11 protein-coding genes are annotated in these 20,880 nt (G+C 41.6%); all 11 read left to right on the plus strand.

The window, feature by feature from the left end; all coding sequences use genetic code 11:
• The gene (locus E2P86_RS00590) at nucleotides 1-3,141 is read left to right on the plus strand and encodes a SusC/RagA family TonB-linked outer membrane protein (RefSeq protein WP_085474044.1); all 3,141 of its coding nucleotides are present in this window, start codon (nucleotides 1-3) and stop codon (nucleotides 3,139-3,141) included.
• Between the two features lie 11 nt (nucleotides 3,142-3,152).
• On the plus strand, nucleotides 3,153-4,715 hold the full coding sequence (locus E2P86_RS00595; RefSeq protein ID WP_085474045.1) for a SusD/RagB family nutrient-binding outer membrane lipoprotein: 1,563 nt from the start codon (nucleotides 3,153-3,155) through the stop codon (nucleotides 4,713-4,715).
• A 31-nt stretch (nucleotides 4,716-4,746) separates the two neighbouring features.
• The gene (locus tag E2P86_RS00600) at nucleotides 4,747-5,538 is read left to right on the plus strand and encodes a DUF4397 domain-containing protein (RefSeq protein ID WP_234991287.1); all 792 of its coding nucleotides are present in this window, start codon (nucleotides 4,747-4,749) and stop codon (nucleotides 5,536-5,538) included.
• A gap of 2 nt (nucleotides 5,539-5,540) precedes the next feature.
• The gene (locus E2P86_RS00605; RefSeq protein WP_085474047.1) at nucleotides 5,541-6,536 is read left to right on the plus strand and encodes a phosphodiester glycosidase family protein; all 996 of its coding nucleotides are present in this window, start codon (nucleotides 5,541-5,543) and stop codon (nucleotides 6,534-6,536) included.
• Between the two features lie 164 nt (nucleotides 6,537-6,700).
• Nucleotides 6,701-7,927 (plus strand): exo-beta-N-acetylmuramidase NamZ family protein, encoded by a 1,227-nt coding sequence (locus E2P86_RS00610; RefSeq protein WP_134430056.1) that lies wholly within the window; start codon nucleotides 6,701-6,703, stop codon nucleotides 7,925-7,927.
• 211 nt (nucleotides 7,928-8,138) lie between these two features.
• Nucleotides 8,139-11,627: a SusC/RagA family TonB-linked outer membrane protein gene (locus tag E2P86_RS00615; RefSeq protein ID WP_134430059.1), complete on the plus strand. Its 3,489-nt coding sequence runs from the start codon at nucleotides 8,139-8,141 to the stop codon at nucleotides 11,625-11,627.
• A gap of 14 nt (nucleotides 11,628-11,641) precedes the next feature.
• On the plus strand, nucleotides 11,642-13,444 hold the full coding sequence (locus tag E2P86_RS00620; RefSeq protein ID WP_134430062.1) for a RagB/SusD family nutrient uptake outer membrane protein: 1,803 nt from the start codon (nucleotides 11,642-11,644) through the stop codon (nucleotides 13,442-13,444).
• 23 nt (nucleotides 13,445-13,467) lie between these two features.
• A complete protein-coding gene (locus E2P86_RS00625; RefSeq protein WP_085474051.1) occupies nucleotides 13,468-14,901 on the plus strand; it encodes a DUF4623 domain-containing protein in 1,434 nt (477 codons plus the stop codon).
• A gap of 72 nt (nucleotides 14,902-14,973) precedes the next feature.
• Nucleotides 14,974-16,434 (plus strand): glycoside hydrolase family 10 protein, encoded by a 1,461-nt coding sequence (locus tag E2P86_RS00630; protein ID WP_085474052.1) that lies wholly within the window; start codon nucleotides 14,974-14,976, stop codon nucleotides 16,432-16,434.
• A gap of 91 nt (nucleotides 16,435-16,525) precedes the next feature.
• Nucleotides 16,526-18,397, plus strand: coding sequence for an outer membrane protein assembly factor BamB family protein (locus E2P86_RS00635; RefSeq protein WP_085474053.1), 1,872 nt, complete (start codon nucleotides 16,526-16,528; stop codon nucleotides 18,395-18,397).
• The gene (locus E2P86_RS00640) at nucleotides 18,390-20,864 is read left to right on the plus strand and encodes a glycoside hydrolase family 9 protein (RefSeq protein WP_206367985.1); all 2,475 of its coding nucleotides are present in this window, start codon (nucleotides 18,390-18,392) and stop codon (nucleotides 20,862-20,864) included. Before E2P86_RS00635 ends, E2P86_RS00640 begins: the two co-directional genes overlap by 8 nt.
• Nucleotides 20,865-20,880 lie beyond the last annotated feature (16 nt).

Below are 20,880 nucleotides of genomic sequence, written 5' to 3' on the forward strand. Positions count from 1 at the left end.
ATGAGAAAGTCTTTACTGCTTTCTGTTGCTTTAGGAATTAGCTGTCAAATAAACGCACGGGATATTTCGGGCTGTTTGATGTTGGCTGATCCTTGGGTGGCAGTTCCCTATGGGGATTCTGAAGAGCAAAACCTGATTCGAGGACTCGTTCGAGACGCCGATGGCCCCATGGGTGGGGTTACTGTTAGTGTGGTCGGGAAGTCTGTGAGTGTTCAAACTGATCAAAACGGAAATTATTCCATTCGAGCCTCCGTTGGAGACAAGTTACGTTTTACGGCAATTGGTTTTATGCAAAAAGAAGTTGTTATTACAGCCGAGGTTGCAAATGTTGTCCTTGAAAAAGACGATAAGGCTATTGATGAGATTGTGGTAACAGCAATGGGTATTGAGCGTTCAGCAAAATCTCTTGGTTATTCTACACCTAAAGTTGCGGGTGATGAGGTCTCTGATACACAACGAGAAGCTTTTTTTAATGGTCTGCAGGGACGAGTGCCGGGATTGTCCATTAATAGTACGAGTGGGATGCCCGGGGCCTCCGCGCAGATTGTGTTACGGGGGTTTGCTTCTATATCAGGCGATAATAGTGCATTGATTGTGGTGGATGGAGTGCCTATTAATAATTCGACGGTCAACGAAAATGATTTGGCGATGAATGGCCCCAATCGGGATCTAGATTATTCGAATAGGGCAATGGATCTTAACCCAGAAGATATTGAATCATATGTTATTATGAAAGGTCCTGAGGCCACGGCATTATATGGAAGCCAAGGTGCGGGTGGAGCGATTTTGATTACAACGAAGAAAGCTAAAGCAGGTAGTTTTGGCGTAAGTTATAATTACTCGAACCGTATTGAATCAGTCAATAAGTTTCCGGAAAGACAGTATGTGTACATGCAGGGGTTAAACGGAGCATATGACGGCACTTCATCGTACGCCTTAGGTCCCAAGTATAAGGATGATATGGTTCTCCATACAGATAATATTGACAATTTTTTTAGAAAGGGTTATAATCAAAAACATAATATGACCTTTTCGGGAGGGAGTGATAATCTATCCTATCGTTGGTCAAACGAGTACAATGACAATACAGGGATGGTTCCCAACACACGTTACACGCGTGTTTCATCGCGATTAAATGCAACGGCTAAATTCTCTGAGAAGTTTGATCTAAATACCTCGTTTAACTATGTGTATTCAGATAACGATAAAGCACGAAAGGGAGCGACGGGTTATTTAATGACCTTAATGCGCTTTAATCCTTTGTATGATGTTCGTGACTGGATTGATGTTAAGAAAAATCGTGTTCTAAACACCAAGGATATTTATAATGAACTGGATAATCCTTTTTGGGATACATATCGAAACCCATCAAATGATGAGGTGAACAGGACTATGGCTTCTACAAACTTTGCTTATAAACCATTTTCTTGGATAAGGTTTAAAGGAACTTTAGGGTTGGATTATTCGAATACAAGAGGGATCAGTGTATTGCATCCTCAATCCTATTCGGGTTCGGGAACAGCCACTGCTCCTACAGGAGGAAGGTTTAGTTCCTATCAGAATAATACGAGAATACTTTACGGGAATTTCAACGCATCAGCAAATACTCAGATAGGAAAAGACTTCTCCGTGAGTGGAAGTTTAGGGTTTGAGATTCGTGATTTAAGTTCGATTACAGATTCCCAGTATGGGACTAACTTTTTTGATCCGGATTTTTACAATATCAATAATACCTATGCCTCAACGCGTTTGTCAAAAAATGCATATAACGATTATCGATCACTGGGGTATTTCGGACAGGCTGTTTTTGGATATAAAGAGTTGTTGTATCTGACACTGTCAGGACGACTTGATGGAAGCTCTAGATTAATGCCTAACGATCCATTCTTCGCCTACCCATCAGCATCCTTGGCGTTCAATTTTACGGATCTGAATATATTTAAAAATGATGAAACGTGGTTGAAAGATGGAAAACTGCGTCTTTCTGTGGGAAAAACAGGGAAAGGTCCAGGTAGATCGTATTTTACGAGGTCCAATTACGAACCGCAATATTCGACGGGTGGCGGGTATGCCTATGGGTTTAATGGCGGAAACCCGTTATTGCATGCAGAGATGACAAAAGAATTCGAAACGGGGATCGAGTTTTCTCTTTTCAATAAATTCGTAACATTTGATATTGCTTATTTTTCGCGTCTGAGTGATGGTCAGATTATTTTGCCACGCTTGAGTTATGGTTCTGGTTTTGTACTGAAGATGATGAATGGTGGAGAAGTAAAGAACTATGGAACGGAGATTCAAGCTATATTTAATCCGATAAAGAAAAAAGATTTTAATTGGAACATCACGTTCAATTATACCCAGTACAAAGGAAAAGTACTTTCTCTAGCTGATGAACTGCCTGAGCTCTATGATTCTGATACCTGGGTCTTGGGAGGCGTGCGTTCTGCGGTGCTTCCAGGCTATAGTATTGGGGCACTTAGTGGAACACGGTTTTTGAGAAATGACAATGGTGACGTAATTATTAACCCATCTACGGGTTTGCCAGTGGCAGGAACAGATCGGTATTATCCTATTGCGGATCGACTCCCCAAATTTACTTTGGGGACAATAAATAAGTTCAATTATAAGGATCTGTATCTTACTTTTTTATGGGACTGGCGTTACGGAGGAGATGTATTGAACGGTCTTGATTATACGTTGTTCACGTTAGGGATGTCTACCAAAACGTTGAATAGGGAAGAGCCTCGTGTAATTAAAGGGGTTTTACAGGATGGTTTGGAAAATACCGCGAATCCAACCGCGAACCATATCGCAGTTACTCCTTATAGTGCCTCTACGTATTACTATACTAATATTGAACCGGAAATGTTTGTTGAGAGAAATGTGTATACGTTCCGTTTGCGTGATGTCACATTAAGCTATAAGCTACCTAAAACAGCGACTCGATTCTTAGGACAAAAATCCTCTTTGAGTGTGTTTTTCACGGCAACAGACCTGCTTATGTTTACCAACTATACGGGATTAGATCCAGAGTCGAATTTAAATACACCGGGCTTAGGGGGGATTGGTGGATATGGTATCGACTTTGGGAATATGGGTAAGCCGAAGGGGTACAATTTTGGTTTGAGTTTAAAACTGTAATTCGGAAAATTATGAAAAGGAATATATTATTGGCCCTTCTTGCATTATCAACAATGCTAGTAGGATGCCGGAAGTTTTTAGATATCAATGAAAATCCATCGTTGCCGCAAAATGTAAAAGCAGAGCTATTGCTTGCTCCTATTATTTTTCAGATGGGAAATGGTGTTGCGCAAGATTTGCCGATGGTGAATAAGTTTAATCAAACAGTCTTTGGTTCATCTGCCGATGATGCTTCCAGAGTGTGGGAGCGGCACGGGTACAGGTCGCAGTCCGATGTTGGTGGTGTTATGTGGCGAATGGTTTATTTCAATCATGGACGAAACCTTGCGTTGATGGTCAAAGATGCGATCGAAAACGAAAAATATGAATATGCAGCGATTGGGTATGCTGTCAAGGCTTGGGGGTACCAAATGTTGACAGATTACCACGGTCCTGTTATTTTAGACGAAGCCTTACGTGATCAGCTATCCTTCACCTATCAGGATCAAAAAGAGGTGTATGCTAAAGTGCGGTTATGGTGTGATTCTGCTTTGTTTTTTCTAGATCAGAAAAGCCCTTTAGATTATTCAGGTAGTTTGAGTTCAGAAAAGGGAGACAATCTTTTTAGGGGCAATATGGAGCGTTGGCGTAAATTTATTTATGCTATTAAGGCGACGCAGTATATTCATTTGATCAATAAGCCAGATTTTGCTTCAAAGTATGCGGATTCAGTCGTGTATTTTGTGGATAAATCATTCTCATCCAATGCAGATGATGCAAATATTAAGTTTGCTGGAGATAAGAAAGAGACATCTAGTGTTGCGGGTCCTATGCAAGCGAACTTTACGAGTACCTATTACAGTCGTGCAGGTCAACCCATTGTTAATTATTTGGGCGGAGGGCTTCGCGGCACAGCTGCTACCCCGGTGAGGCCGTCTGTCGACCCTCGATTGGTCCTTATGTTAAACCCGACTACTGTCGACAGTACGTATACGGGAGGGGTACCAAATGTTGCGAATGGCACTGTTCCGCATATTATGGGGAAAATTATCGACAACGTGTATGAAGGTCGGTTTATCTTTCGTGATAAAGTGGATTTTCCACTTATGACATATGCCCAATTGCAGCTGATTAAAGCTGAAGCATTGTTTATCAAGGGGGATAAAGATGGTGCCTATGACGCCTATTTAAAAGCTATTCGATCGCATATGACATTTGTGAATAAGTATGCAAGTGCAAATGAAGCGCAAATAAAAGAGGTTGAGATTGTAAATTATTTGAAGAGCTCAGAGATTCCACAAGTGTCAGCCGATTTAACATTAGCGGATATTATGGGACAAAAGTATATTGTCCAATGGGGTTGGGGTGGTATGGAGCAATGGTGTGATCTTCGGAAGTATAAATATGATGTAAATGTGTTTAAACAATTTCAACCATTAAGTGGAGCGTCATTGCAGTATCGTGAATATTGTTACCGGGTAAGACCACGTTACAATTCTGAATATGCTTGGAATGCGACGGAATTGGATAAATGGGGGGCATTGGATCCTACTTATGTCATTAAGCCGACCTGGTCTATGACTGCTGATAACTAATACTAATAAATAGTTCGTTATGAAATTTTTAATGAAATTATGTATAGCAGGTGTAGCGGCTATGGGCTTTTACTCCTGCGATAAACCAATTCAAGATTTTGGAGAAGTGGATTTTATGTCGGCAAACGACGTAATTGTTAAGATTAATATGGCATCCGTTTATCCGGACGATCGATATATGTACGTGAAGTTTAACGATAGCCGAATAACTTCACTAATTCGTGCGCGTGAGCCTTTTCCAGGGGGAGGGTATAATACGCGTGGTGACTCTAGGCCAGATTTTTTGAAGTATACAGCAGGAACTGTAAATGTGAAAGTTGCTTTACCTCATAAGGTCGATCGAGGACTTGACTCCCTGATTCTATACGAATCTAATTTGACCTTTGAGGCGGGAAAGAGATATACTTTGCATATAGCAGATACAGCTGCTTCTACTAAACTGATTTTGAATGAGGAAGATCTGTCGCGTCCGGATTCGACGTTTGCGAGGTACCGCTTTACAAATCTAATGCCGAATGTGCCGGCGATAGATTTGTACTATGGAGCTGTAGCGGGTACGGCGGAACCGACACAAGACTCTTTGGTTGCCAAGAATATTAAATACTTGGAGACAAGTGATTATTTTCAATTGAATCGAATAACAAGTAGAACCTGGAAGATTCGTCCTGCAGGCGCGCCTGTTACGAATGCTTCGGTGCTTGCTTCTTATTCCAATGCCGGAGCGTTACTTGATCGAAGAGCGTATACTATTTATGCTTTAGGTTATCAGGGGTTTACTACGACGATTATGCGTCCTTATGTTTCATTTTTCTTAGTGAGATAGATATGAATATAACAAATATTAAAAAGCACCTGAAGCTCGGAGTTTCTTTATGTGCATGGTTGCTGTTGTTTTCGTGTAAACAACGAGATGATTATCCTGTGTTTGAGGATCCAAAGATCGTTGAGGTAGAGAAGGACACCATTCCTCCAGATAATACGAAGGAGGCTTTAACGCAAAAGATAATCGATGGTACAGATGTGATAAAAACGTTTCAGATGGACTCTATGACTGTTTTAGCGCCTGGTGTAAATCGTATGCATGTACGATTCAAGAATAAACTTGATCAAGCTATGAGTATGCAGGTGTTGGAGCTTGATTTGACACAGCCAAAAATTAGTGTGTTTGCACTAAGTCCTTTTGATGACAACTTGTTTACAACCCAGGTGTTGAGCGATATGGCGAAGTATAATGAGGGACGCACTGGAGGCCGTATCATTGCAGCTATTAATGGAGATGTGGCAACAAGTGGGGCTCCAACAGGATCTTTTATCCGATTAGGGCGACAAATTAAGACTTCTACCACAACAGCTACAGCAAATACTCGCCCTTTCATTGCTGTTAAAAATGATGAAACAGTAGTGATCGGCAACAGACCCAATACCACAGTTACTCTAGATCCGTATAATCTTAATGATTTTAAGCATTTGGTTTCCGGAGGTACTTGGTTGGTGTATAAAGGCGGATTAATTACAAGTACGGTTACAACGGTGCAAGCAAATACGGCTATTGGAATTACAGCGGATAAAAAAATCTATGCGGTACTGGTGGATGGTGTGAACAATGCCTTCTCAGTTGGTATCACCTTCAATGATCTTGGTAAGATTATGAAAACGCTTGGTTGTTCCCACGCTTTTTCTACCAGCGTAGGTACAAGTGCTGTTATGGTACAACGAGATAAGGGTATTGATAATGAAGTGGCATGGAGAGTTGTTAATAAACCAGCCACAGCGGCAGGAGGGGCAAACGTGAATGGTATCGGGTTTGTCGTAAAGGATTAATTGCGATAATAGCAGTCTGCTTTTCTCGATTTAATCGTCTTTTGTAAGGTTTAACGGTAGGTCAAAGTGATTTTGATCTACCGTTTTTCATTTTCTTTTTTTCGATATTCTCCATATGTCATTTTTCTTGTTTATGTTTGTTGTAAATTAAAAACCGCACAAATATGAACAAATGCTTCAGTCTGCTTACGGTGCTTGCTCTTTTGCTCTCATCGTGTACAGCACAGAATAAGAAAGAAAAAAAGACAAATTCCGACAGTATTGCTGCGGTTAGCCAATCTCAAATAACACCTGCCGCAGATCAATTATCTCAATACCTTCCCATATTAAAAGGAAAGAAAGTAGGTCTCATGGGAAACCAAACCTCTGTTGTTGGTAAGAATAATGAACATCTTGTAGACGTCTTATTGCGTGAAAAAGTAAACTTGCAATTTGGATTTGCTCCGGAGCACGGTTTCCGGGGTAATGTAGAACGTGGTGAAAAGGTGAGCAATGATGTCGATACAAAAACAGGTTTGCCTTTATACACCTTGTATGGTGGTAATGAAAAGCAAGACTCTATTGTGAAGTCCATCGATGTCATGATTTTTGACTTGCAGGATGTCGGCGCACGTTTCTATACCTATATTACATCGTTGCATCGTGTCATGGAGCTGTGTGCTAAACACAATAAAGAACTGATTGTATTGGATCGACCAAATCCATGTGGTGATCAGGTGGACGGTCCTGTACGGAAAGACGATAAATTTAAATCAAACGTTTCTTTTCATAAAATCGCGATGATTCATGGTTTAACTGTGGGTGAGCTCGCAAAAATGATCAATGGAGAAAAATGGTTGGAGCAAGGTAAACAATGTAAGCTGACGGTTGTGCCGGTAGCAAATTGGGATCACACGAAAATGTATGATTTACCTGTTATTCCATCCCCAAGCTTACCGAATCATTTATCGGTTCGTTTGTATTCTTCTTTGTGCTTGTTTGAAGGAACGGAAATTTCTGTTGGACGAGGTACGGACTGGCCTTTTCAAGTGGTTGGTTACGACAATCCTATTTATGGCGATTTCAAATATACACCGGGAGAAAAATCAGGTATGGTAAAGCATGTCGAAGGAAAAGGGCAGACGATGTATGGTTACGATTTGAGAGGGATTGATGCAGATAAACAAAAGTTCACGTTGAAGTATGTCTTAGATTTTTACAACAAGATGCCCGATAAAACCAAATTCTTTACACGTGCAGAATTCTTCGATAAACTTGCGGGAACAGACGAATTAAGAAAACAGATTCTGGCGGGTAAATCGGAAAAGGAAATCCGTAAAAGCTGGGAGAAAGATTTAAAAGAGTACAAAGAGATGCGTAAGAAGTATCTCCTTTATGCAGACTTCAACTAGAAGAAATCGAAAATATATTAAAAACACGCCTTTGTGCGTGTTTTTTTTTGTTTCCATAAGAAAACGTTAAAAAACGCATAAATATTTTGATTTTAACAATTCTTAACTATATTAGTGTCGGTTTATGAATGTTTTTGTGTTTTTCGTAACAAAAACGCAGATATAAAAACCAAATTATGGTACAAATCATTTATTATTTAACAAACTAACAATGAGAAAATCTTTACTATTTTCTGTTGCTTTGGGAGTTTTTCTATCCACAGACTATAATGCAGTTACGGCGGCTGGATATTTTAATTCTTCTGCGGCGACATCTTATTCGTCCAGCAGAGCACTGCAAAGTACGGTGCAAGGGACAGTAAATGGGGCGGATGGGCCGTTGGCAGGTATTACAGTGAGTGTCTTAGGAAGTTCAACTTCGACAATGACTGATGCAAACGGAAAATATTCCGTGAACGCGCCGATAGGTGCTGTTCTACGCTTTAGTTCAATTGGTTACAAATCAAAAGATGTTACCGTTTCTTCGAATACTGTTAATGTGAGTCTAGAGGTTGATAATTCTTCTTTAGAATCTGTGGTAGTCGTCGGATACGGTCAGCAAAAGAAAGCACACCTAACAGGAGCGGTGTCTACTGTTGATGTGGAAAAAACATTAGGTAGTCGGCCAATTCCTGACTTTGCGCGAGGTTTACAGGGAACAATTCCTGGATTGACAATTCAAGTTCCCTCAGGTGAGGTTGGCTCTAATCCTGTTATGAAGATTCGTGGTCAAATAGCATCGCAGCAAGGCTCCAGTAATCCTTTGGTTTTGGTTGATAATGTTGAGGTTCCGAATGTTCAGGTTGTTAATCCGGATGATATAGAAAGTGTTACAGTTCTTAAGGATGCTGCTTCAGCTTCTATTTATGGGGCTAAAGCAGCGTTTGGTGTAATCTTGATTACAACAAAAAAAGGCGCAAAGACTGATCGTACGAATGTAACATATTCGGGCAATTATTCTTTGCAAACACCTTTTAAGGATATCGATATTGCTGGTATAGATGGGTTACAGTATACATTGGATGCGCACGACAATATGAAACAAAGTGGACCGGCGGGGGGCTTTTGGCGCTTAAACTGGGATAGCTTTGAGAAGATTAAGGAATGGCAACAAAAATATGGAGGAACGGTTAAGAACAGCGATCCTGTTGTATACGGGCGAGATTGGTTTTTTGATGGTGTAGATAAATATGGTTATCGTATTTATGATGCGGCTGATGCCATGATTAAGAATAATGCCTTCTCACACTTGCACAATCTCGGATTGAGTGGAAAAAGAAATGATACGCATTATAATTTTTCTGTCGGCTATTTAGGTCAAGAGGGGATGATGAAACCTGCTGCTCATGATGATTATAGAAGGTTGACCTCTAATTTGAATGTTTCGACGAAGGCAACTGATTTCTTGACTCTTCGTGGAGGGGCAATGTATTCTGATGGAACGAAGAGGTACCCTAACGCTATAAATACGTCTCCGAATACTATAGCCTCTAACGGATTTGCGTCAGATCCATGGTTGTATTTGTACAGATGGAGTTCTTTGTTTCCGATTGGTGTGCAAGAAAATGGAGTCTATATGCGCGACCCTGCGACCGATGCGACGCTTGCGCATACTGCAACGAAGCGAGATCGTTACATAAATCTTAATCTGGGAACGACAATTGATTTTACTAAGAATTGGGACTTGAAGGCAGACTATGCGTACACTTCGGAATTCAATTCCTTGGATAAATCACAACCAACGATTACAGGAGCAGAGCCATGGTATAGTCCGGTTGTATGGAATGATGAAACAGGACAACGTATTTGGGTTGATGAAAGTGGGAACCGGACAGAGCCTGGTGTAGGGATGGCAGGATATAAGTTTCCTTTGGTGAATTATGCTACTAAAGGAAATTCTTACGTGTATCGATCTGCATTCGAGTCACAGAAACATACTTTCAATGCTTTTACGACTTATCGATATAATGTAAATGATGACCACGAGTTTAAGTTTATGTTAGGTACGAATGTGGTTAGTGACAAATGGATTAGAAACGAATCTTTCAGAAAAGAGTTGCTTAAAAACGATAATCCGCAATTTAATTTTGCCACTGGAGCTCAAGAGTCTGCCGGAGATCAGGACTGGAGTTCTCAGTTTGGTGTATTTGGACGTTTGAACTACGCGTATAAGGGTAAATATTTATTAGAAGGAAACTTACGTTATGATGGAACTTCTTTGTTTCCAGAGCATTTGCGTTGGAAATGGTATCCTTCTGTGTCTGCAGGATGGATTGTGACAAGTGAGTCCTTTATGGAGCCAATTGCCAATACTTTGAGCTTCTTAAAGCTTAGAGGTTCTTATGGTATAATTGGTGATCAGTCGGTATCTAACGGTCTTTATTGGGCAAAAATGGCTATAACACAGAATAACTGGTTGTCGTCGGAGAATGCTAAGTATTTCCAGTTAGGGACGCCTAATGCAATCTCGGCTGGCCTTGGCTGGCAAAATATTGAACACTTAAACTTAGGGGCAGATGTTCGCTTATTTAATAATAAGTTGGGCTTTGTGTTTGAGTGGTATCAGCGTTCTACTAAAGATATGATTATCGGAGGGGATGCACTTCCCGCAACCTTCGGGGCGTCTGCGCCATTGGGTAACTACGGTAACCTTCGTACAAGAGGCTGGGAGATTGCTGCGGATTTTAGTCATAGTTTTGATAATGGACTACGTCTTAACTTTAATGCAAATCTTGCGGATGCGGTCACTATGATCACAAAGGCTGCGGATTGGAGAACTCCTTTTGAAAACAGAAATATTCATAATACATGGGTAACTGGTAAGCGTTATGGTGATGTTTACGGATATGTAACAGATCGTTTGTATCAAAAAGATGATTTCGTTTATGATAGTGATGGAAAGTTTGCTCAAACAACAATTATCTATGACGGAAATGCGAAAAGAACAAATATGCTTTCAGGGGATAACCCTGTTTATCAAACGTTCTTCGAGGACGGAAATCAGATTCTTCTTATGTCCCCAGGGGATGTGAAGTTTGTCGATGTAAATGGAGATGGATTCATTACGCCGGGGAAAAATACTTTTGGCGACATGGGTGACCAGGTTGTTATTGGTAATAGTACACCGAGATACGATTTTGGATTCAGGGTTGGTGCTGAATATAAGAACTTTGATCTATCTGTTTTTGTGCAAGGAATTGGTGAGCGAAAAATTTGGGGAGATGGTCAACTGGCTATTCCAGGATACTATTCAAAAGAAGGAGGAATGCCGCAGGTATTTGCTTCAGATTATTGGCGAGCAGATCGTACCGATGCATTTTATCCTAGAGCTTGGAATTATAACGGTTCTAATAATGGATTTGTAATGCGTCCACAAACCAGATACATGTTGGATATGGCTTATGTGAAGATTAAGAATATCACTTTTGGATATACTGTTCCCGATAATTTGTTGAAAAGGATGCATTTGTCAAAAGCAAGAATATACGTTTCACTCGAAAACATGTTTACGTTTGACAAGCTAAGAGGGTTGCCAATTGATCCGGAAACGATCTCTGGTAATTCTATGCTGTTAACAAACGGGAATTATAATTTGGGACGTACGGGAACAGGGACACCAACGTTCAAGTCCGCTTCCATGGGTATTCAAATCGGTTTATAATAAATAGGATAATTATGAAACTTAATAAACTAACATATATAGTTGCGGGGTTATGTCTTTCTTTGACAAGTTGTGATAAGTTTTTGGATAAACCTCCTTTAACGACAGAGCAAGACGAAACGGCTTGGACAACAGAAGATAACGTGCGCTTATACGCCAATAAGTTTTTGCCTACTTTCTTTGTGGGATATAATGTCGGTACAACGGCTACTGGTGCAGCCTTAACGGGCTTTAGATTTAGTGATGATGTTTTGGCCTTGGGTAATCAAGAGAATTTTACACGTTCGGTACCAAACAGTTCTATTTGGGATTATACGTCTATCCGATCGTTGAACATTATGATTGATCGGATTGAGAGCCGTATGGGAGGTGTTTTGTCGACAGAAGCCAAAGCGCATTGGTTGGGGATTGCTCGTTTTTATAGAGGGTGGCGTTATTCACAAGTCGTAGCCTCTTTTGGAGATATTCCTTACTATAACCAAGTGTTAAGTGATACTGATTTTGATGCTTTATTTAAACCTCGTACACCGAGAAATGAAGTAATGGATGCGGTATATGAGGACTTAAAATTTGCGCTTGAGAATGTTCGATTGGCTGATGGGGAACAAAATGTAAACCGTTATATCGTTGCTGGAATTATTTCGAGAGTAGCTTTGCATGAAGCGACATGGCAAAAGTACTACTATAACAATGGCGATCAAGCGAAGAAGTTTTTGGAATTAGCTGTTACCGCAGGAGATATGGTTATTAATAGCGGTAGGTATGATATTGTAACGGAGTATAGAACATTGTTTAGCTCGGAAGACTTGAAGGGAAATAAGGATTGCTTGCTTTATAGAATATACAATGAAGCTGGTGGTGTACAACATGCTGTTGCCACAAATTCTAACTTGCGTGAATCTACTAACAATGGCCCAACTACAGATCTGATGAAAGCTTTTATCTGTAATGATGGCAAGGTTTGGCAAAACTCTGCAGTAGAAAACTCTACCGCATTTGATTTGGATAATATGATTAAAACCAGAGATCCACGGTTTGAGGCGACATTTCACCGTAAGCCATTGCCAGCTAACCGAGCGTCCCTGGTATATATCGCAAAATTCTTGCCGCGTGATGTTGAGGCTATTCATGAGAATCTGAACAGCGCTCCGGTAACTGCGTTTACAGCTAACCGTAATACAACAGACTATCCTGTGCTTCGTTATGCTGAAGTTTTATTAAACTGGATCGAGGCTAAAGCTGAGCTAGCAACCATGGGGGGGGCAGCTGTTTCTCAGGCTGATCTTGATAAGAGTGTGAATAAAATCCGGTTAAGACCCATCGCGGCTGAGGCTGTGGCAAGAGGAGTGAAGCAGACGGCTGCTTTACAACTAGGTAGTCTTCCATCTGATCCAGAGCGTGATATTACCGTAAGTCCATTGTTGTGGGAAATTAGACGTGAGCGACGTATGGAATTTACATTTGAATTCTCACGAATTGCAGATTTAGAGCGTTGGGGTAAATTAGAATATATGGACACGAAACTAAATCCAGATCTACTTTCGGGTGGTTGGGTGAATTTTCAAGCACAGTTGCCAAATTTAATTAATGCTGATTTGGGTGTGGTTTCAACTACAGGAACTTACGTACAATACAATGGTTCAAATGCTGCGGCTATGAGAGGATTCTTTAGGCATAAGAGTAATAACGATCGTCTGCCATTTGTAGGACAGGTGAATATTAATCCATACCTAACTCCTGTTGGTAGAAATCAAATGGATGAGTATGTTGCGAAAGGATATGTCTTAAAGCAGACTGAAGGGTGGCCACAAAATTAAGTTGGGATATTTAATACAATGTTATGAAGAATTTAATATTTAAAACGGGAAAGCTATTTTTAGCCATGCTTTTGGGTGTTTTCACACTGTTTTTGAATGCATGTAAGGATGACTTTCCTCAGAACGTGCCCTCTGATAAATTTACAGATCTTAAAGAAATAAAAATCGTAAATGCGGGTGCTAATGGCAATACTGTTGTGCAAGGTGTTATCGATGAGGATAAGAAGACAATATCTTTTCCGAGGATTGATCCCGCAACAGATTTCACGAAGGTAAAATTTGAAGCGACTCTTGCTTCAGGTGCAACTTTGGATAAAGAGGTGTATAGCTTTCCTTTTAACGAAGGAGAATCGGAAAAAACGATTGTTTTGAAAGTCGTAAATAATCCTCGATTCAAAGAGTATTTTACAACAATTCGTTTACTAATCCCTGTTTTTGGGGCAGATGTTTCTAAGCGAGTTATATACGACTATACGAATAACGAGTTGGGAAATCCGATCTATGAGAGCTTTGTGTCAGCCTTGACAAGAGGGTCTGGCTTTGATGGTGAGCATGTTTTAGTTGTTACGCGTCACGGTGCTGGATCCCATTTGTTAAAAGTGAGTGATTTAAAAAACAATACGATAAAGAAAATTCCATTGAATTTGACAGGTGTTACGCAAGGAACTTTTATAGTAAACGTGGGTAATATTGTAAATGGACACACGTACATCGCTAATCTTTCAGGAAATACGGCGGCTAGTCCACTAAAGATTTATCACTGGACCGATCCAACACAGGAGCCAGAGATCATTGCGAATATCAATGTGAGTACTATTATTGGAGCAGGTGTACGTCATGGCGATAATTTTTCTATTACCTTGGATGAAGCAGGAAATGGATATATCTTTTTGGGTGATAACGCGGGAACGAAAGTGCTACGTTTAACTGTTACCAACTATAAGACAATTGGTAGCCCATTAGTGATTACATCAGCAGTAAATGTCGGTTCATGGAGCTCATATAATAGGGTAGGAAATACAGATAATTACTTATTCACTGGACATGACGCCCCAATTATGGTGGTTAGTGGTACTGGTTCGGTTGCGCATACCCTTTCTAGAACAGCTATTCCTATTAGAAGTTCTGATGCACGTGTTGTAAACTTTAATGGAGAGCGTTATTTGCTTACAACGACAGCTGCTCGAACAGGGTCGGAAGCGACAGTACTTGCTTTGTATGATATTACTAAAGGGGGGAACATTGTTGACGCACTAACAGCTTTTGAGCAAGGTGAGAGAAAGCCTCTCTTTGAGCACTCTTTCCTAGGTCCGGTAAATACATCTCCATCAACTCAAACGGGATGGCACGTTGTTAAGGATAGTGAAGGGAAAGACCAAACTCTTGTGCTCTATTCGGGAGCCAGTGATGCTGGGTTTGTTATCATTGATCTTCCTAAAAAGACATTAGAAGACTAAAAAAAAGATTAAAATAGCGAGCCTTGTTGTGAAAGGGGCTCGCTATTTTTCTGAACTTATTATTTGAACAAGATGAAGAAAATCGTATCAAAATTAGCACTTTTCGTGGCTGCTTGCTTGGTTTTTAATAGCTGTAGCAAGAGTGGTGGCGGAGGTGGGACTCCTACTCCGGAGCCTGAACCTCCTGTTGGCGATGGATTGATTTTCCCCAAAAAAGAAATGAGAGCAGTGTGGATGACTACTGCTTGGGGGATAGATTGGCCAATGGGCGATTATAGCCAAGCCTCCCAAAAGCAAAAATATATTCAGTATCTGGATAAATTTAAAGCAATGAAAGTAAATACCATTTTCTTTCAGGTGCGTGCGATGGGCGATGCATACTATAGCTCTGCTTATGAGCCCTGGGCAACATCGATTACGAATACGCGAGGAAAGGATCCTGGCTACGATGTGTTGAAGTTTATGATTGATGAGGCACATGCGCGCGGTATCGAGTTTCATGCGTGGATGAATCCTTATCGCATAGCTACACGAGCAAATACTGGATCTACGTATCCGAATTTGCACAGTTCGATTAATGCCAGCTGGGTGGTAAGCCACGAAAAGATACAGATTTATAATCCTGCAAGACCTGAAGTGCGTCAGCGTATTTCGGATATCGTAAAGGAGCTCATCACCAAGTATGATGTGGATGGTGTACATTTGGATGATTATTTCTATCCAGATCCATCCTCTGCGGGAACTATGGTTTCCGATCAGGATGACTATAAAACATATGGAGCTGGGTTTACGAATATTGAAAATTGGAGAAGAGATAACGTTGATAAAGCTATAAAAGGAATCTATGAGACTATTGTAGCAACGAAACCCGCCGTTGTTTTTTCCATTTCACCTGCAGCGAGCAAAGATTACAATTTTAAAACATTATATGCTGATGTCGCCAAATGGTGCCAGCAAGGCTGGGTAGATGTGTTGATCCCGCAACTTTATCAAGAAATTGGGAACAAGTCTAACGATTTTCAAGTAAATCTTGCAAGTTGGTCACAAAGTGCTAATAAAGCCGCTGTGGTTATCGGGCACGGTTTTTATAAGTTTGGGGATGCGACACAACCATCTGCGTTCCAGACCACGCTTGAGTTGGAGAGTCAGCTGAATATGGCGAAGCGAAATGCGAAGGTGGTAGGTAGTGCAATGTACAGTGCTAAGTATATTACCGACAATAAGATTGGTATTACTGATAAGTTGACTTCATTGTATAGTAAACCTGCTGTTATGCCATTCGTAGGTCGAGCAATCGCAGCAGCGCCAATAAAACCGACGAATGTTCGTGTCGAAGGTGGTCAATTAAAATGGGCAACCTCTGGCAACGTGAAGTCGGTGGTGTACTACTTTAGCGATCTTAAGAAAGAAGGCGAAGTGGTTGCTGTGACGAGTGAACAATCTGTCGCGATAGATAAGACAGGACACTATTGTGTGACAACGATTAACGTTGACAACCAAGAAAGTGCTGCGTCAGCAACGGTTCAAAAATAATGACCGACTTGTGGTATTGAACATGGGGAAGATAATCTTTGACAGAGTTTCTTCCCCATGTTGCTTTATATAATAATTAATTCTTTCGACAATGTTTTTGAGATATTCTTTTCTTTTTCTACTTTTTACGGCGTTTTCGCTCTCGCTCTCCGCGCAGCAAACCTTTAAGTTTGCGCAGGTAACCGATACCCACGTTGGCGGAGCAACTGGAGCTGATGACCTGCGGCGAACCGTCAAAGACCTAAACACACAAAAAGATATCGACTTCGTGATCCTCTCAGGCGACGTCACCGAATTCGGTTCCGATCTCGAACTCGCATTGGCCAAGCAGATCTTGGATAGTCTAAAATTACCCTTATACGTAATTCCTGGAAATCACGATAGCAACTGGTCTGAGAGTGGCGCCAATTCTTTCCGCAAAGTATTCGGTAGCGAGATGTTTTTCTTTAAGCATAAAGGCTACCAATTTATGGGAACCACTTCGGGCCCGAATATGCGGATGAGCCCCGGACAGATTCCACGTGAAAACCTCGTTTGGATGGATTCTGTCTTCCAAGCCAACCCCGATAAAGAAACACCCCTTATATATATAAACCACTATCCACAAGATTCCTCACTAAACAATTGGTACGAAGCGATCGATCGTTTAAAAGGACGCAATGTACAACTTGCGCTTTGCGGACATGGGCATGCCAACAAGCTCTACAATTGGGAAGGAATTCCAGGCGTGATGGGGCGCTCCAACCTTCGAGCAAAAGACTCGATCGGCGGATACAACATTATCACGATAGGCAACGGTATGGCACACTATGAGGTACGCAGACCACTCGCTATAACCGAGGCCAGCTGGTTGGAAGTGCCGCTTATCAATCACCGGTTCGACCTACAGAAAGTAAGCTACAAGCGTCCTGATTTCTCCGTAAACCAACGCTACAATAATAAAGTACAGGTTGCCTGGACCTTTCAAGACAATAGTGACCTGGGAGCCGGTTTTGCGAAATACGGAAACCTATTGATTACCGGAAATACCACCGGAGCGGTTTATGCCCTCGATGTACAAACTGGAAAGAAAATATGGACCTATAAAACAGGCGGGAAAGTATATGCCACACCGGCTGTGTGGAAGACCACTGTTGTGGTAGGCTCTTCCGATGGAAACATCTATGGCTTGGACGCAAAAACAGGTAAACTTAATTGGAAATTGCAAACTGCAAAAGCTGTTTTGGGAAGCACAACGATCGACAGCGATGGGATCGCCTTTATTGGCGCTTCAGACGGACAGTTTAGAGCGATCGATGTGAAGACAGGCAAACTGCGCTGGTCTTTCGATAAGCTAAAAGGCTTCGTTTCGACGAAACCAACTTTGTATAAAGAAAAGGTGATTTTTGGTGATTGGGGCAACGGTTTCTATGCGTTGGATCGTAAATCTGGGCAGCTGTTATGGGAGTGGAATAACGGACATGCAAATCGGATGTTTTCGGCGGCGGCCTGCTACCCGGTGGTCAGCAACAACCGCGTGTTTCTTGTCGCACCAGACCGTTTTATGACCTGTCTCGATGTGGAAACAGGAGAGGTGATTTGGCGCGAAAAGAAAGACCCTATCCGTGTTCGTGAGTCAATGGGCTTGTCGAAGGACGGTCAATATGTATACGTTAAAACCATGGACGGAAACCTACTGGGTGTATCCACTAAAGCGGATAGTATGGAGGTCGCTTGGAAATCAGCTTTACAGCTTCCTTATGAGCTTACGCCATCCGCTATTGAAACCAATGGTAAGCAGGTTTTTGTGCCGAGTCACTCGGGATTGGTTTCTGGTATTAATGCTAAAAGTGGAGCGGTCTCCTGGCAATATAAATTATCAAATGCGATGATAAACCCTATATTTGTTTTAGATGCTAACCATGTAGTTGTCTCAACAATGGATGGGGTGATTGCAAAAATTCATCTGTTATCCAATGAATAAGATGAGACTTTGTGCCCTATTTCTTCTCGTGCTGACGAGCTTATCAGGCGTAGCGCAGGATACCTGGATTCGGGTTAATCAATTGGGGTATAAATCTGCGGGGAAAAAGGTTGCCGTGTGGGCAAGTAAGACCGATAAGAAGGTTTCCTCGTTTACGCTGAAAGATAAAAAGACAAACAAAGTTGTCTATAAGGGTAAATCCTCGAAAGCCTTTGGGGCATACGGCCCTTTCGTGCAGTCTTATCGGTTAGACTTCTCTGCTTTCCTGAAACCGGGACGGTATATCGTAGAGGTTGATGGTGTGGCGTCTCCTGAAATACGAATCGGGGAAGATGTCTATAATGGTACGGCTGATTTTACGCTACGCTATATGCGCCAGCAACGTACGCTTTTCAATCCTTTTCTGAAGGATAGTTGCCATACGCACGACGGGTTTACGCTCTACGGTGCATCGGCAGGGCTGAAAGATAGTACGCAGATTGATGTCGGTGGCGGCTGGCATGATGCGTCCGACTACTTGCAATATGCGACAACATCTGCCAATGCGACGTATCACCTTTTGGCGGCGTATCGAGATTTTCCTAATGTGTTTACCGATTATAAACAAGCGAATGGCTTGGATGGATCCAATGGGATTAAGGATGTGTTGGACGAGGCGAAGTGGGGACTGGATTGGTTGGTCAAGATGCACCCGCAGCCGCACATCATGTTCAATCAAATTGCTGACGATAGAGACCATGCGTCCATGCGGATGCCGGGGGAAGATCCTTTCTACGGACGGGGTTACGAAAGACCGGTTTATTTTATTGACGGAAAGCCGCAACAGCGGGGCAAGTTCCTGAACAATACAACGGGTACGAGTTCTACAGCTGCGAAGTTTGTGAGTGCCTTTAATCTAGGGGCTCAACTTTTTGCGTCGAAGAATGTGGATTACAGTCAATTACTTCAGCAAAAGGCGGAAACAGCTTTCTCCTTTGCGCATCAGAAATTAGGGGTTACGCAGACGGTGTCTGTCAAGTCGCCTTATATTTATGCGGAAGATAATTGGGTGGATGATATGGAGCTTGCCTACGCCACGATGTATGGTCGCAATAAGGATCAAAAATATGTGGATGGCGCCTTGAAGTATGCACGAGAAGAATCTATTACGCCCTGGTTAGTGAAAGATACCGCAAATCATTACCAATATTATCCCTTCATTAATCTCGGTCACTACGAGTTGGCGAAGCAGCTTGATGGAGCGAAACGGGAAGAGATTATTGCGTATTATAAAGAAGGGATTGAACAGGTATGGGGACGTGCGCAACAAAATGCATTCTATAGGGGCGTGCCTTTTATTTGGTGCAGTAACAACCTGACGGTTTCTTTTGCAATTCAATGTGTATGGTACGCAGAGCTCACAAAAGATAAACAATATGAAGAGTTGATGCAAGCTAATATCGATTGGTTGTTCGGTGTAAATCCATGGGGAACGAGTATGGTTTATGGTTTGCCAGCTTGGGGCGATACGCCCGTAGATCCACATTCTGCTTTTACACACCTGCATAATTATCCCATCGATGGAGGTTTAGTTGATGGTCCTGTATATACCAGTATTTTCAATAACCTCATCGGCATCCGTCTGAATGAGGAGGATGAGTATAAAGATTTTCAGAGTGACCTCGTGGTGTATCATGATGATTATGGCGATTACAGTAGTAATGAGCCAACGATGGATGGCACGGCATCACTGATTTACTTGTTGGCATCCCAAGAGCAGCAGGAGACACGGAAGAAGGACCGCTATGGCGTATTGGTGCAAGGCGATACCACGGCGAGAAAAGTGAGTCTCGTTTTCACAGGACACGATTTAAATGATGGGAAAGATGTTATTGCTGAGGCATTGCGAAAGAATAAAGTGGAAGCTAGTTTTTTCTTTACAGGCGATTTTCTGCGAAATCCAGAAAACCAGCTTTTCTTGAATGCTATTAAAAGCAAGCATTATATCGGTCCGCATTCCGATAAACACTTGCTGTATGCACCTTGGGAGAAGCGCGATAGTACAATTATCTCACGTGAAAATTTTTTGAAAGATTTAGAAGATAATTATCGAGCTTTGCAAGCTGTAGGGATTAAGAAGGACAATGCGCTCTTCTTTATGCCTGCTTACGAGTGGTATAATGATGATGTTGTCCGCTGGGCTAGCACTTTGGGGCTATATACCGTGAACTATACACCAGGACTGCGCACTGCTGCGGATTATACATTTCCGGGAATGGGAAATAAGTATATGAGTTCGGAAGCAATTTTAGAACAATTATATAACCGAGCCGACCTTAAAAACCTAAATGGTCACATAATTTTGGTTCATCTAGGCGTTGATGAAAGACGTGCAGACAAGCTGTATAATCGCATGCCTGAGCTGATAAATGGCCTTAAAAAACGAGGGTATTCCTTCGTGAAAATAAATGAGTTATTGGCGCAATAAAATGTTGCGTGTTTGT

The sequence above is a fragment of the Sphingobacterium psychroaquaticum genome, from assembly GCF_004421025.1.
In the GTDB taxonomy this organism is placed as follows: domain Bacteria; phylum Bacteroidota; class Bacteroidia; order Sphingobacteriales; family Sphingobacteriaceae; genus Sphingobacterium; species Sphingobacterium psychroaquaticum.

Bases quoted from the DNA above. Each gene is read 5' to 3' on its own strand.
- E2P86_RS00635 (WP_085474053.1), top strand. From the start codon at position 16,526: ATGTTTTTGAGATATTCTTTTCTTTTTCTACTTTTTACGGCGTTTTCG.
- E2P86_RS00630 (WP_085474052.1), top strand. From the start codon at position 14,974: ATGAAGAAAATCGTATCAAAATTAGCACTTTTCGTGGCTGCTTGCTTG.
- E2P86_RS00625 (WP_085474051.1), top strand. From the start codon at position 13,468: ATGAAGAATTTAATATTTAAAACGGGAAAGCTATTTTTAGCCATGCTT.
- E2P86_RS00600 (WP_234991287.1), top strand. From the start codon at position 4,747: ATGAAATTATGTATAGCAGGTGTAGCGGCTATGGGCTTTTACTCCTGC.
- E2P86_RS00620 (WP_134430062.1), top strand. From the start codon at position 11,642: ATGAAACTTAATAAACTAACATATATAGTTGCGGGGTTATGTCTTTCT.
- E2P86_RS00615 (WP_134430059.1), top strand. From the start codon at position 8,139: ATGAGAAAATCTTTACTATTTTCTGTTGCTTTGGGAGTTTTTCTATCC.
- E2P86_RS00610 (WP_134430056.1), top strand. From the start codon at position 6,701: ATGAACAAATGCTTCAGTCTGCTTACGGTGCTTGCTCTTTTGCTCTCA.
- E2P86_RS00595 (WP_085474045.1), top strand. From the start codon at position 3,153: ATGAAAAGGAATATATTATTGGCCCTTCTTGCATTATCAACAATGCTA.
- E2P86_RS00605 (WP_085474047.1), top strand. From the start codon at position 5,541: ATGAATATAACAAATATTAAAAAGCACCTGAAGCTCGGAGTTTCTTTA.
- E2P86_RS00640 (WP_206367985.1), top strand. From the start codon at position 18,390: ATGAATAAGATGAGACTTTGTGCCCTATTTCTTCTCGTGCTGACGAGC.
- E2P86_RS00590 (WP_085474044.1), top strand. From the start codon at position 1: ATGAGAAAGTCTTTACTGCTTTCTGTTGCTTTAGGAATTAGCTGTCAA.